The 13694-nt window shown below is 63.1% G+C and carries 15 protein-coding genes; 6 read left to right on the top strand and 9 right to left on the bottom strand.

What is annotated here, in order from left to right:
* Positions 1 to 54: 54 nt before the first annotated feature.
* Positions 55 to 561, bottom strand: coding sequence for a DUF1993 domain-containing protein (locus NKJ67_RS25185; protein ID WP_352583778.1), 507 nt, complete (start codon positions 559 to 561; stop codon positions 55 to 57).
* A 137-nt stretch (positions 562 to 698) separates the two neighbouring features.
* Here NKJ67_RS25185 and NKJ67_RS25180 point away from each other — a divergent pair, with 137 nt between their 5' ends.
* Entirely contained in the window at positions 699 to 1751 is a 1053-nt protein-coding gene (locus tag NKJ67_RS25180) for a DUF1176 domain-containing protein (RefSeq protein WP_352583776.1), read from the top strand.
* Between the two features lie 34 nt (positions 1752 to 1785).
* Here the strand turns inward: NKJ67_RS25180 and NKJ67_RS25175 are convergent, their stop codons facing one another.
* The 7 genes from NKJ67_RS25175 to NKJ67_RS25145 form a co-directional block, all read right to left on the bottom strand.
* Positions 1786 to 2637, bottom strand: a complete 852-nt coding sequence (locus tag NKJ67_RS25175) for an alpha/beta hydrolase (protein ID WP_352583774.1) — start codon at positions 2635 to 2637, stop codon at positions 1786 to 1788.
* A gap of 248 nt (positions 2638 to 2885) precedes the next feature.
* The gene (locus NKJ67_RS25170; RefSeq protein WP_352583772.1) at positions 2886 to 4496 is read right to left on the bottom strand and encodes an NTP transferase domain-containing protein; all 1611 of its coding nucleotides are present in this window, start codon (positions 4494 to 4496) and stop codon (positions 2886 to 2888) included.
* Positions 4493 to 5197 carry an XdhC family protein gene (locus NKJ67_RS25165; RefSeq protein WP_352583770.1) on the bottom strand — a complete coding sequence of 235 codons (705 nt, stop codon included), beginning with the start codon at positions 5195 to 5197 and terminating at the stop codon, positions 4493 to 4495. The genes NKJ67_RS25170 and NKJ67_RS25165 overlap by 4 nt, the downstream gene beginning before the upstream one ends.
* Positions 5198 to 5203: 6 nt before the next feature.
* Entirely contained in the window at positions 5204 to 5542 is a 339-nt protein-coding gene (locus tag NKJ67_RS25160) for an XdhC family protein (RefSeq protein ID WP_263786710.1), read from the bottom strand.
* 61 nt (positions 5543 to 5603) lie between these two features.
* Positions 5604 to 6848, bottom strand: a complete 1245-nt coding sequence (locus NKJ67_RS25155; protein WP_352583768.1) for a vWA domain-containing protein — start codon at positions 6846 to 6848, stop codon at positions 5604 to 5606.
* 3 nt (positions 6849 to 6851) lie between these two features.
* Positions 6852 to 7781 carry an AAA family ATPase gene (locus tag NKJ67_RS25150; protein WP_352583766.1) on the bottom strand — a complete coding sequence of 310 codons (930 nt, stop codon included), beginning with the start codon at positions 7779 to 7781 and terminating at the stop codon, positions 6852 to 6854.
* On the bottom strand, positions 7778 to 8305 hold the full coding sequence (locus NKJ67_RS25145) for a flavin reductase (RefSeq protein ID WP_352583764.1): 528 nt from the start codon (positions 8303 to 8305) through the stop codon (positions 7778 to 7780). Before NKJ67_RS25145 ends, NKJ67_RS25150 begins: the two co-directional genes overlap by 4 nt.
* Before the next feature lie 179 nt (positions 8306 to 8484).
* Between NKJ67_RS25145 and NKJ67_RS25140 the strand changes: the two genes are divergently transcribed.
* Together NKJ67_RS25140 and NKJ67_RS25135 are read left to right on the top strand one after the other, a co-directional pair.
* The gene (locus NKJ67_RS25140) at positions 8485 to 9558 is read left to right on the top strand and encodes a branched-chain amino acid ABC transporter substrate-binding protein (RefSeq protein WP_352583762.1); all 1074 of its coding nucleotides are present in this window, start codon (positions 8485 to 8487) and stop codon (positions 9556 to 9558) included.
* Positions 9558 to 10583 carry a P1 family peptidase gene (locus tag NKJ67_RS25135; RefSeq protein WP_352583760.1) on the top strand — a complete coding sequence of 342 codons (1026 nt, stop codon included), beginning with the start codon at positions 9558 to 9560 and terminating at the stop codon, positions 10581 to 10583. The genes NKJ67_RS25140 and NKJ67_RS25135 overlap by 1 nt, the downstream gene beginning before the upstream one ends.
* Positions 10584 to 10591: 8 nt before the next feature.
* Here NKJ67_RS25135 and NKJ67_RS25130 read toward each other — a convergent pair whose 3' ends face one another.
* Complete coding sequence (locus NKJ67_RS25130) at positions 10592 to 10846, bottom strand: DUF2171 domain-containing protein (protein ID WP_127269889.1); 255 nt, start codon at positions 10844 to 10846, stop codon at positions 10592 to 10594.
* 127 nt (positions 10847 to 10973) lie between these two features.
* Here NKJ67_RS25130 and NKJ67_RS25125 point away from each other — a divergent pair, with 127 nt between their 5' ends.
* The 3 genes from NKJ67_RS25125 to purB are packed head-to-tail and all read left to right on the top strand — an operon-like array spanning position 10974 to position 13587.
* Positions 10974 to 11699, top strand: a complete 726-nt coding sequence (locus tag NKJ67_RS25125; protein WP_352583758.1) for a DUF2259 domain-containing protein — start codon at positions 10974 to 10976, stop codon at positions 11697 to 11699.
* The gene (locus NKJ67_RS25120; protein WP_352583756.1) at positions 11696 to 12220 is read left to right on the top strand and encodes a hypothetical protein; all 525 of its coding nucleotides are present in this window, start codon (positions 11696 to 11698) and stop codon (positions 12218 to 12220) included. The genes NKJ67_RS25125 and NKJ67_RS25120 overlap by 4 nt, the downstream gene beginning before the upstream one ends.
* A gap of 59 nt (positions 12221 to 12279) precedes the next feature.
* Positions 12280 to 13587: an adenylosuccinate lyase gene (gene purB / locus NKJ67_RS25115; RefSeq protein WP_292137962.1), complete on the top strand. Its 1308-nt coding sequence runs from the start codon at positions 12280 to 12282 to the stop codon at positions 13585 to 13587.
* The last annotated feature ends 107 nt before the right edge of the window (positions 13588 to 13694 follow it).

Genomic DNA, 13694 nt, shown 5'->3' with positions numbered 1-13694 from the left:
GTGTACCGTCGCGAGATGTCCCGGCCTCTACGGGACATCTCGAAAACTCAATCCTCAACGCGCTCCTAGGAACGTCGCCTTGCCCAGCGGCACGCCATTGTGGCGAAGGATGTCGTAGGCGGTGGTGAGGTGGAAATAGAAGTTGGGCATGGCCACATGCAGCAGATACTGCATGCCCGGCATCGAGCTTTCGCGTCCGCCAAGCTTCAGCTCGATGATCTTGTCATCCGAACCGTCGAACTCGTCAGCCGAAAATGTCGCCAGAAGGTCCAGGGTCTTCGTGATGCGCGCCTGGACATCGGCGAAACTCGCCTCGTTGTCCTCGTATCTCGGCACCTCACGTCCGGCGAGCCGTGACGGCGCGCCCTTGGCATGGTCGGTGGCGATCTGCACCTGCCGGATCAGAGCATACATGTCTGGCGCTAGCCGCGACGTCAGAAACACCTGCGGATCGATCTTGCGGTCAAGCGCATTCTGTTCGGCGGTCGCGAGCACATTGGAAAGCGCTTTCAGCCTGACTGAGAACACAGGCACGGATGCTTCATACATCGATATCGTCACGTTAAATCTCCTGCCCGGCCGAACGCCGGCTGACGCGACGTAGCGCCTTCGCGCACGATTCTTCAAGACCGCCGACGCTGCGTCACCACGTTGCCGCAATCGCCATAGTAGAATCTCCTATCGAGCGGAGATTCCCGATGAGACGCGCCCTTTTCGCAGCGACTGCCTTTCTCTCCCTTGCCCCGATCGGCCAGACGGCATTGGCCGCCGACGACACCCCCGAAGCGCCCTATATCGATAATCGGTCGAGCGCTGATGCGGTTGTCCGCTCGCTCTACAGCGCCATCGGCCGGCACGAGTTCGCCCGCGCCTGGGGGTATTTCGGCGATACAAAGCCGGCAAAGGATTTCGATAGTTTTGTCAAGGGCTATGACGGCACCGACAAGGTCGAGGTCGCGACCGGTGCGGTTGCAGATGAAGGCGCGGCCGGCAGCATTTTCTACAACGTCCCCGTCGCCATCCGCGCCACCGACAAGAGCGGCGGCGAGAAGGTGTTTGCCGGCTGCTATACGCTGCGCCAGGTGAATGCCCAGATCCAGGCGGCGCCGCCCTTCGATCCGATCCACATCGAAAAAGGGGCGCTGAAACCCTCCACCGCCGATTTCGAGGAGGCGTTGCCGCCAAGCTGCGGCGATGGCCCGCCACCGCCGAAGAAAGACGCGTCACTGGAGCAAGCCAAGAAGGCCTTCCTGGCGACCTATGGCGACCAGTGCGACAAGCAGTTCCTGGCCGATGAGCCGACCGTTTTTTCGATCAAATACAAAGACAAGGATGCGCAGCCCGGCGATCCAGACAAGGAAACACGCCTGTTCCATTTTTCCTGTTCGGCCGCGGCCTACAATGAAAGCTCGATCTACTACATGACCGACGAGGTATCGGGCGTGCAGCAGTTGCAGTTCGCCGAACCCAAGATGGACATCCGCTACGAGAACAATGATAGCGAAGGCAAATTGCTGGGCATGACCATCGTCGGTTTCCAGACGTCCGGCTGGGCCGTCAATTCCGACTATGACGAGGCTGCCCACACGATCACAACGTTCAACAAGTGGCGCGGCATCGGCGATGCGTCCGACGCGGGGACGTATCTGTTTCGGAATGGCAATTTCTCGCTGGTCCAGTTCGACGTCGATGCGTCCTATGACGGCGAGGAAAATCCGCAGACTGTCGTCGACTACAACACCCCGCCCTGAGCCTGGACGGGCTTCTTTCAGCGGCGATCGGCGATCAAGGCGCCTTCGACAGCATCCAGTTGAGCGTGCCGCGCCAGTCGATCATGCGGATCGGCGTGCCATGGGTGCCGGTCTCGAAACGGACGAAACGCGTCGGATAGGTCTTCGACTTGGCCAGGATCGAGCGAAAGAAGGCTTCCTGCTTTTCCACCGGGAAAACCACATCATGGCTACCCTGGCCGAAGAAGACCGGTACGCGGCGCTTGAAGGCTGCACTAGCGAAAAAGCTCTCGTCCCACAGCGAGCCGAGCAGCAGTAAGCCATTGATACGGCCGCCGGTGTCTTTGCGGGCAGCAAGCTTCCAGCACAGGGCGCCGCCCATCGAGCCGCAGGCGACGAAGATTTTCGCGCCCGGCGCTTGTTCGGCATAGTGATTGATCAGGGCCGCGACCTGCGCTGCACCGGTGTCGCCGAAATCGGAAAAATCCGGGCTGAGATAGAGGCCGCCATTGCCGGCCATCAGGTTCTTGAGCCGGTTGAAATTACCGCCGAAGGTGAAGTCGTCGATGCCCTGCTTACGGCTGCCGCCCTGCCCGTGCAGATAAAGCACGATGATGCCGGCACCCTCTGTCTTGCCAACGGCGACATGCCTGACATCGCCGGCGTCGGTCTTCAGCAGCAGATCCTGCTGCACCTTGCGAACGCCGGTGTCGGTGTATTGAGCGTGCACCCGGCGCTCCGGCACGTCGTCACGCTGGTTGATGTCGCGCATCTCGCGGTAGTCGATGACGGTGTAGGCGCCATTGGTGTCGGACGACAGCGTTGCCGGATAGGCGAAGAGATCGTCCTTGAAGGGTTTTAGGGACAACGTGTCGGCGTTGGCGGCCGAAGAAAACAAGAAAAGCATCGCTGTGAGGACAGCGCGGCACGCCCCCCTCTGGCCTGCCGGCCATCTCCCCCTCAAGGGGGGAGATTGGATGCGCCTTCGGCTTTCGCCAATCTCCAAAGTTGCAGATCGAGCACCATCGGCGAAACTGCCGATCTCCCCCCTTGAGGGGGAGATGGCCGGTAGGCCAGAGGGGGGTAAATGCGCAAACGCAGAGGGAAAGAAACGAATAGCCATGCCCAAGGCATGCGTAATTCGGCTTGGGTTTGTCAATCCTGCAGCACGCCGCCGGCGCCTTCCAGCGCCTCGCGTGTGTCGACATCGACAGACGCCGCCGCGCCGATCTCCACATCGATGACATCGAGCCCTTCGGTTTCGACCAGATGGCGTGCGCCGGTGTCGCCTTCCAGATGGGCAATCGCCGGAAACAGCGAACGCGGCAAAAGCACCGGGTTGCCGCGCTTGCCGTCATGCGAGGCGCGGACCACCGAATTGCCGCCGGCTTTGCGGAAGGTATCGATCAACCTGTCGAGGTCGTCGGACGCGACACCCGGCATGTCGCCGAGAACGATCATTACACCGGCGGAGTCTTCCGGCAGATAGGCAATGCCGGCTTTCAGCGAGGTGGACAGGCCTTCGCTAAAATCGGGATTGTCGGCGAAGGTCACGTCGAGACCCGCCAGCGCGGCGCGCACCCGCTCGCGCTGGTGGCCGGTGACGACAATCGTGCTAGAGGCCTTCGAGCCGAGCGCCCGTTCGGCGGTGCGGCGCACCAGCGGCTTGCCGTCGAACAACGCCAAGAGTTTGTTCGGCCCACCCATGCGGCTCGACCGGCCGGCCGCCAGCAGCACGATGCCGACTTTGAGCTGACTTTTGGCCGGCAGCGGTTCGCGCGGCTGCGGCCGTGTCGGGATTTCCATCAACAGCCCGCCGACCCCCATGCCGGCGATGTCGCGTGCCGTGACGTCGAGACCGGCGATCAGCCGATCCAGCACCCAGTCGAAGCCGTTCTCCTTGGGGCTGCGGGCGCAGCCGGGTGCGCCGATGACGCGCTTGCCATCGAGCGTACCGAGCACCAGCAGATTGCCGGGATCGACAGGCATGCCCGCGCGGATGACAGTCCCACCCGCCTTCTCGATCGCCGCTGGAACGACATCGGCGAAATCGCTCATCGCCGAGGCGCCGAAGATCACCACCATGTCATTGTCGCGCGCCAGGGAGGCCGCGGCTTCCGCCACCGGTGCGATCTCATGCGGCGTGCGACGCTCCGCCGTCAGCCTGCCGCCCGTGCGCGCCAGCCGGGCTTCGGTGACACGCAGCGTCTTGTCGAGCACGGAAGGCTTGATGCCAGGCAGAACCGTCTGGATGACGCCGACACGGACCTGCTGGTAGGCATTGACGGCAAAAATCTCGCCACCGGCGCAGATTTTTGTCGCGGCTTCGACCAGTGCCGAACTGACCGCGAAGGGGATGATCTTCACGGTCGCGACCATTTGGCCTTTCTCGACCGGCGCATGCTGCGCCAGCGTGGCGATGGTGATGGCGGGATCGATGGCATTGATAGCGTCGATGACAGCGGCATCGACCGTGAAGATGCCCGATGCGTTGGCATGGAGATTGACCCGCCCGGTCGCGGCCGACCTGGCCTCGATGCCGCGAAAGGCCATGCTCTCAGCGATCGTCTGCGCGGCGGCATCCTCGCCGAGGTCGTCGGCAGCCAGGACAGCCGCAACGATCTCAGAAATGCCGGCGGCCCGCAGCAGCGCCACATCTTCGGCGCTCAGCCTGTGCGCTTTGCGGAAGCGCCGTTCACCAGCCGTGGTGGAGTGCGCCAGCACTGCCCCTTCGGCCGAGTCGATCGGGATAGGCCCGAATTTCACGCGACGGCGCCCTTAGTTTCCAAACCGCGCGAGCGAAAGGCGTGGATGGCTTGCGCCAGCACCGCAACGGCGATTTCGGCCGGGCTGGCAGCACCAATATCAAGCCCGATCGGCGCATGAATACGGGCGATCTGGTCGGCGCTTGCGCCCAACGCCAGCAGTCGCTCAACGCGTTTGGCGTGCGTCTTGCGGCTGCCAAGCGCCCCGACATAGAAGCAGTTGGCATCGAGCGCGGCTTTCAGCGCGAAATCATCGACCTTCGGGTCATGGGTGACTGCGGCAAGTGCGGTGTAGCTGTCGAGCGGCTGGCGCTTCAGCACATTCTCCGGCCATTCGGCGTGGAGCGCCACGTCGGGAAAGCGGTCCGGCGTGGCGAAGGCGGTGCGAGGGTCGATGATCTCCACGGGATAGCCGGCGATTTTCGCCATCGGCGCCAGCGCCTGGCTGATATGGACAGCGCCAATCACGACCAGACGCGGCTGCGGCAGGTGTGCATTGAGAAAGAAGGTTCGCCCCTCGGCCTCGACCGAGCCGGAATTACCGGTGCGGAACGCTTTTGCGATTGCGGCGCCGAGATCGCCGGCGACCTGATCGCCCTCGCGCACGATGCGGTCGCGGCCGTCATCAAGGTCGGTAACAAGAATCGCCGCGCGGCGGGCACGGCGTTCGGCATTCAAAGTTTTTAAGGCGTAGGGATCCATCCGAGATCAGCCTAACCGTTCGACATAGACTTTTATCCGGCCGCCACAGGACAGGCCGACCTGCCAGGCGGTTTCGTCGGCAACACCGAACTCCAGCATTTTTGCCTTGCCGCTGTCGATGACGTCGATAGCCTCGGTGACAACAGCGCCTTCGACGCAGCCTCCCGACACAGAGCCGTGGAAATTGCCGTCCGCGTCGATGACCAGGTGGCTGCCAACGGGTCGGGGCGCCGAACCCCAGGTCTCGACCACTGTCGCGATGGCCACGTCCTTGCCGTCCTTCATCCAGCCCTCCGCAATGATCAGGGGATCGCGGGCCTCATCCAGATAAATGCTGTTTTCCATGACCGTTTCTCTAGGAGTCTGTTTTTCTCGAGGATCTGTTTTTCGAATGGGAAAGATATGGTTATGCGGCGTGCCTCGCGCCAGCCTCCAGCCATCGGCGCGGATCGACGGATTGTGCCGACTTCTTGTCCAGCGACGCGCAGAGATCGGCCAGCGCGTCGAGATTGTGCACCGAGCGGAACTCGTCGACATGCGGCAGCATTGCCTTGACGCCACGGGCGCGCGCTTGAAAACCGTCAAAGCGCAGCAATGGGTTCAGCCAGATCAGACGCCGGCAGGATTTGTGCAGGCGCTCCATTTCCTCCGACAGGCCGGCGACATCGTCACGCTCCAGCCCGTCGGTGATCAAGAGCACGACCGCACCCTGCCCCAACACGCGACGCGACCATATCAGGTTGAACTCGGCCAGCGTGTCGCCGATGCGGGTGCCGCCAGACCAGTCCTTGACGGCCGCCGAGCAATCGGCAAGGGCGGCATCGGGATCGCGGTGGCGCATCTGCCGGGTCAGGTTGGTCAGCCTTGTGCCAAAGACAAACGTGTGCACGCGCCGGCGCTTTTCCGTCAGCGCATGCAGGAAATGCAGGAAGATGCGCGTGTACTGGCTCATCGAGCCGGAAATGTCGGCCAGCACCACCAGTGGCGGATGAACCTCGCGGGCGGAGCGGAATTTCGGCAGGATCAGCTCGCCGCCGGTGCGCGCGGCTGAACGCATCATGGCACGCGGATCGATGCGACGGCCCTGCGCATCAGCTTTGAAGCGCCGCATCCGCACCATGTCGAAAGGCAGCCGCAGTTGCGCGATCGCCTTCTTGGCGTCGGCCATCTCGGCGGCATTCATCTGGGCAAAGTCCTTGCCGCGCAGCACCTCGTTGCCGGAGAAGGTGAAGCGAGCGTCGACCTCGATCTCGGGGATTTCTTGGCGAGGCTGGTTCTTCTGGTGGCCTTCGAACATCGCCTGGCTGACACGGTTTTCGGCCGCGCGGGGTTTTTGCTTTTCCCTGTTGTCGGGCGCCACCGGCGAAAACATCGCCAGCATCTTTTCGATCAGTTCGCGCGACTTCCAGAACAGCCGGAAGGCTTCGTCGAAAATGGCGTGATCCTCGTGCCGCGACACCAGCACGGCATGCAGCGTCCAGTAGAAATCGTCGCGCGAACCGATGCCGGCGACCAGCACCGCCTCGATGGCATCCTTGACCGAAGCCGGTCCGACCCGCATGCCTGCCTTGCGCAAGGTGCGGGCGAAATAGACGATGTTGTCGGCGATCCGGCCGTCCGCTGTCGCCTCTTTCGGTTCGGGGCGCGGCATCGCCTACTCCGCCGCCGAAAGCTCGGCCTTCACCTCGTTGAGGATGCGCCGGCCTTCGCCCTGTTCGATGCGGGCAATGTCGTCCTGATATTTCAGCAGCACGCCGATCGTGTCGGAGACGGTTTCAGGATCGAGCGCCACCTTGTCGAGTTCGGTCAGCGCGCCGGCCCAGTCGATGGTTTCGGCAACGCCCGGCACCTTGAACAGCTCGATCTGACGCAGTTTCTGGATGAACGAAACCACTTCGGCCGAAAGCCGCTGGTTGGCCTGCGGCACCTTGCGGCGCACGATCTCCAGTTCGCGCTCGGCATTGGGATAGTCGACCCAGTGATAGAGGCAGCGCCGCTTCAGCGCATCGTGGATCTCGCGAGTGCGGTTGGTGGTGATGATGACGATCGGCGGCTCTTCCGCCTTGATGGTGCCGAGTTCAGGCACCGTCACCTGGAAGTCGGACAGGATTTCGAGCAGGAAGGCTTCGAAAGCCTCGTCGGTGCGGTCGAGCTCGTCGATCAGGAAGACCGGGGCAGCACCCGCCTTGCCGGTCAGCGCATCGAGCACCGGGCGGCGGATCAGGTATTTTTCGGAGAAGACATTGCGCTCCATGGCGGAGCGCTCGACCTTGCCGGCCGCCTCCTCCATGCGGATCTCGATCATCTGCGCGGCGTAGTTCCACTCATAGACGGCGGACGAAACGTCGAGGCCTTCATAGCATTGCAGGCGGATGAGCCGGCGGCCAAGCGCCTGCGCCAACACCTTGGCGATCTCGGTCTTGCCGACGCCGGCCTCGCCCTCGAGGAACAGCGGCCGCCTCATGCGCAACGACAGGAACAGCACGGTCGCCAGCGACCGGTCCGCCACATAATCCGCGCCGGTCAGGAGATCGAGCGTCTCGTCGATCGTCCGCGGCGCGGCGCGCGGTTTCAGCTCGGTCATTCTTTCTCCGTGAACGCCGGCGCTCCGCTTTCCAGAACGTGGTAGCCGCGGGCGTGGTAGATCAGCGGCCGCAAATTATCGCCCATGCGAAGGCCTGTCACCTTGCCAAAAAGCACACGATGGGTGGCCAGGTCCTTGGTGTCGATCAATTCGCAGTCGAACACGGCGAGCGCACCCTTCAGCGTCGGCGCGCCGGTCGAGATCACATCCCATTCGCCGAGCGCAAAACGCTCCTCGACCGGCAGGCCGGTGATGCCGGAAAACCCGATCGACAGCGGCTCCTGGTGAGAGGCCAGCGTGTTCAAGGCAAACCTGCCGTTTTTCACGAACGGCTCATTCTTGGGATTTTCACGGTTGAGACAGACCAGAATGGTCGGTGGAGTATCCGACACGGAACAGGCCGCGATCACCGTCGCGCCGCGCTTGCCGGCCGGCCCGTCGGTGGTGACCACATGGACGTGGCCGGCAAAGTGGCTCATCGCGTCGCGATAGGCCTGCGGCCCAATGTCGTTCTTCTTCAGCACCGTATTTTTTCCATGGTCAGGATCCTACCGACATATATGGCCAGATATAGCCCGCCACAAGCGAAGTGCTTGAGCCATATTCCGAAATTCCCGTGTTGCACCAAGGCCGGGCAGCCTTTAGGTCTTGGCGGCAATAGTGCCAGGAGCATAGAGCCGGCACGGAGGGACCCATCGCTCGAATGCGACCCAGGACAAGAACAATAGCGGCGCTGTTCTGGCTGTTTCTGGCCAGTGCCGCGGATGCCCAGACGCTGCTCGTCGGCGTCGCGGCACCGCTATCGGGACCATCTGCCATTCTCGGCAAGCAGATCGAGGCCGGCACCGGCCTGGCGGCCGAAGCGAACGGCATCGAACTCAAGACCGTGGATGACGCCTGCACCGCCGATGGCGGCGCTACTGCTGCCAGGGATTTCGCCGCTGCCAAGGTCAATGTCGTGGTCGGCTTTCTCTGCACCGAGGCGATCGAGGCGGCGATGCCGATCCTGAAGGACGCCGGCATTCCGGTCATCACCATTGGCGTGCGGACCGAAAGCCTGACCGACCGCCGCGCCAAGACCGGCTGGCCGGTCTATCGCCTCGGGCCGCGCGGCGACGATGAGCGCAACGCCATCGCGTCCGCCCTCACCCATCTATGGCAGAACGAGCTGTTCGCCATTATCGACGACGGCACCATCTACGGACGTGAGATCGCCGAGACGTTGCGGGCAGCGGCCGAACAGGCAGCGCTGAAACCGGTATTCGTCGACACGTTCCGGCCACAGCTCGACAACCAGATCGGCATGATCGGCCGGCTGAAGAAGGCTGGCGCGACGCATGTCTTTGCCGGTGGCGACGGCGACGACATCGCCATCATGGGCCGCGATGCCGCACAGCTTCAGGCGGGCATCGTCTTTGCCGGCGGCGAAAATCTCCGCACACCGCCGGGCGATGTACCCTATGCCGTGGGCACGCTGATGATCGCACTGCCTGAATGGGCCGATGTCGCCGATCCAAAAGTGCTGGCGGCATTTGACGCTAAGAAGATCGTGCCTGACGGCTATGCGCTGCCGGCCTTTGCGGCGGTCGAAATCGCCAAGGCAGCATCAGGCTTGTCCGAAAGCTCGGGCAAGCCGCTGACGGTGGCCCTGACCGGACAGGATTTCACCACGGCGATCGGGCCGATCCGCTTCGATGCGAAAGGCGACCTCAGCCAGAGCCCTTACCGCGTCTTCCGTTTCGACGGCACGCGCTTCGCGCCCTTGGAAAGCAACTGATGTTTCGCACCGGCCCACGCAACCTGATCACCGACGTTGCCGGCCTGCGCGTCGGCAATGCGTCCGACGCCAGCCTGAAGTCCGGCGTCACGACCGTGCTTTGCGACACGCCGACAGTGGCCGGCGTTCAGATCCTCGGCGGTGCGCCGGGCACCCGCGAGACCGACCTGCTCGAACCGCACAATTCCGTCGATGTGGTGCACGCAGTGGTGCTTTCGGGCGGCTCGGCTTTCGGCCTCGACGCGGCATCCGGCGTGCAGGCGGCGCTGCGTGAACGCGGCATCGGCCTCGAGGTCGGTGGCTTTCGCGTGCCGATCGTGCCGTCGGCGATCCTGTTCGACCTGCGCAATGGCGGCGACAAGGATTGGGGCCGTTATCCGCCCTATCGCGAGTTTGGCTATGAGGCCGCGCAAACTGCCGCCGCCGATTTCCAGCTTGGCACGATTGGGGCCGGCACCGGCGCGCTGACCTCGGGGCTGAAAGGCGGCCTCGGCTCCGCCTCGACGCTGCTGGATAGCGGCGTCACCGTCGGTGCGCTGGCCGCCGTCAACCCGACCGGATCGGTGACCACAGGCCGAACCCGCCATTTCTGGGCAGCACCGTTCGAAATCGGCAACGAATTCGGCGGGCTTGGTTATCCCTCGCCGATGCCGGACGATGCGAAACGGATTCTTTTGAAACACCGCGACAAGCATGTTGGCAGGCAGATGGAGACCGGCGGCAACACCACCATCGCCGTCATTGCCACCGATGCGGTGCTCACAAAAGCTGCCGCCAAGCGCCTGGCGATATCGGCGCATGACGGGTTCGTGCGCGCGATATGGCCGACGCACACACCGGCCGATGGCGACCTTGTGTTCGCGCTGGCGACCGGCACGAGCGGTATCGAACTCTCCGCCGATGCGGCGATCGATCTCTACGCCGCAGCCGGCGCCACCATGGCGCGCGCCATCAGCCGCGGTGTCTATGCGGCAACGCCTGCCGAAAACGATCTGTTTCCGGTCTGGTCGTCACGCCTGAGGTGAAGCGATAATCAGACCCGATCGGACTTTTCTTCCTCGAACGTCACCGCGACATCGGAATTCGCCGACAGCCAGACCTTCTTGCCGTCGACTTCGGCAATCAGGCTCAGGGGAATATAGTGATGATGGCCCTTGTGAGCGCCCTCGCCGCTATCGGCCTTGGTCAGCTTGATGCGCTGGCCATCGACCTTGTCGACAGTGCCGACATGCACGCCGTCGGCGCCGACGACTTCCATATGCTCGCGAATTTTGCTGGTGTCGGTCATGGTGGTCTCCATTGGGACTGCCGACGATAACAAATGACGGGCCGATTGGATGCATCGGCTTTCGCACCGCACGACGTTTTGATTTCGGCGTGCTAGGGGATTGAGACGATCACGGGGGTGAAGACCGATGCGAATGCTCTTTCTGTTTGCCGTTGGCCTGCTTGCACAGTTTGCCACCTCGATCGCGGCTCATGCCGGCGATGTCGCCGAACTTGAAATCCTCGGCTTCACCAAGGACGGCAGCGTCTTTGCTTTCGAGGAATATGGCGTGCAGGATGGATCGGGTTTTCCCTATGCCAACCGCTACTACATCGACACCAGCACCGACAGCTTTCTCAAGGGCACGCCGATCCGGGTCCGGCTTGAGGACGAGAATGCCAAACTGGATGCGGCGCGCCTTCAGGCCCGGCAAAAAGGCGAAGCCATTGTCAGTCAGGCCGAGTTGGACGCCAATCGCGGCATCACCGCCGGCTTCAACCCGGTGACCGAACTTTCGGCCGATCCGCACCGGATGGCAGTCAACCCGCGCCCGTTCTTTTCGCCGGTCGACCCACCGCTCGAGTTTCGGCTCGACGATCTCGGCATGAACAACACCGAGGGCTGCGAGAGCCAGGGCGAGATCAACGGCTTCCGGCTGCTGCGTATCGAGGCGCAGGATGGCGGCACGACCAAGCTGCTGCACGAGGACAAGTCGATACCGAAAAGCCGGGGTTGCCCGAACGGCTACCGCATCGGCGCTGTGCAGACCTTTTCGATGGACAGTCTCAGCGCCTATGCCGTGCTGATCGCGGTGCGCCAATACGGCTTTGAAGGCCCGGACTTTCGCTGGATCGCGGTGACCGGCCGCCTGTGACACCGCTTGTCCCACCCGCCCCGCGCGATCGTTCGCTGAACCGCCTTCGCCGCGCGATACCGACGCCGCGCACTGCGTTTTATGGCGCCTTGCTATGGGCCACGACGATGGGCGCCAGCGCGCTCGTCAGCCTGTCGTTGGACGACTGGGAGACGCCGGCGAAAATCCGCATTGTCACCGCGCTGTTTGCGGTGGGAGCTGCGCTGGCTTTTCCCATCGGCCTGTTCGCGGCGCGGCTGGTCTCGCAGGGAAGACGCTGGGAAGTCGCCTTTGCCGCGGCCTTCGTGTGCCTAGCCGCGGCGACGATCGGCCTGACCGCCGGGCTCTTTGCCCTGCAGTACCGCTCCTACTACGCCGAGTGGCACGCCCCTGCTTTCACCCGCACCTGGGTCCTCCAGTTCGTCTTCACGACGCTGATTGCGCTCTACCAGTTCGTGGTGCTGGGCATCCGGCTCTATTTTCCAGTTGGTTTCATCGCTCTGTTTGCCGCGGGCGTCTGGTTTGCGCGCCAGCAGCGTTGAGCATTTTGCTCGCCTCTGTTAGGACGCGGGCAAACTTCTCGATATGTCAGGACTGACCGATGATCCCTCGCTATTCCCGGCCGGAAATGGTCGCCATCTGGTCGCCAGAAACCCGGTTCCGCATCTGGTTCGAGATCGAAGCCTATGCATGCGACGCGCTGGCCGAACTCGGCGTCATCCCCAGGGAAGCGGCAAAAACCATCTGGGAAAAGGGCGGGGCGGCAAAATTCGATGTCGAGGCGATCGACGAGATCGAGCGCGTCACCAAGCATGACGTCATCGCCTTCCTGACCCATCTTGCCGAATTCGTCGGACCGGACGCCCGCTTCATCCACCAGGGGATGACCTCGTCCGATGTTCTCGACACCTGCTTTGCGGTGCAGCTTACCCGCGCCAGCGACATCCTGCTCGCCGACATCGATGGCTTGCTTGCAGCGCTTAAGCGCCGCGCCTTCGAGCACAAGGACACCGTCACCATCGGCCGCAGCCATGGCATCCATGCCGAGCCGACGACCTTTGGCGTCAAGCTGGCGCAGGCCTATGCCGAATTCTCGCGCTGCCGCGAGCGGTTGGTGCACGCGCGCGAAGACATCGCCACCTGCGCGATTTCGGGCGCGGTCGGCACCTTCGCCAACATCGACCCCTATGTCGAGGAACACGTCGCGGCGAAGCTCGGCCTGAAGCCCGAGCCGGTGTCGACGCAAGTGATCCCGCGCGACCGCCACGCCATGTTCTTTGCCACGCTCGGCGTCATCGCGTCGTCGGTCGAGCGGCTGTCGATCGAAATCCGGCATTTGCAGCGCACCGAAGTGCTGGAGGCGGAAGAGTATTTTTCGCCGGGCCAGAAGGGCTCGTCGGCCATGCCGCACAAGCGCAACCCGGTGCTGACCGAAAACCTCACCGGCCTCGCCCGCATGGTGCGGTCGATGGCGCTACCGGCGATGGAGAATGTGGCGCTCTGGCACGAGCGCGACATCTCGCACTCCTCGGTCGAGCGCATGATCGGCCCGGATGCCACCGTGACGCTCGATTTCGCGCTGTCGCGGCTGACCGGCGTCATCGACAAGCTGCTCGTCTATCCCGACAACATGCTGAAGAACATGAACAAGTTCCGCGGCCTCGTGCATTCGCAGCGCGTCATGCTGGCGCTGACCCAAGCCGGCCTGTCGCGCGAAGACTCCTACCGGCTGGTGCAGCGCAACGCCATGAGAGTGTGGGAGCAAGGCGCTGATTTCCTTGAGGAACTTTTGGCCGACAAGGAAGTGACCGCAGCGCTGCCGGAAGCCGAAATCCGCGAAAAATTCGACCTGGGCTATCACACCAAGCATGTCGACACGATCTTCAAGCGGGTGTTTGGGGAAGCCTGAGCTTCCTTCTCCCCGTCACTATACGGGGAGAAGGTGCCGGCAGGCGGATGAGGGGCGGTGCCGACTTCGGCGACGATCGCAACCATTCACGCTTTGACAAATTCACG

Origin of the sequence: Mesorhizobium sp. M0088 (assembly GCF_040322895.1) — a bacterium.
GTDB lineage: Bacteria > Pseudomonadota > Alphaproteobacteria > Rhizobiales > Rhizobiaceae > Mesorhizobium.
The sequence above is the reverse complement of the archived record's forward strand: the minus strand, read 5'-3'. Positions and strand labels throughout refer to the sequence as shown.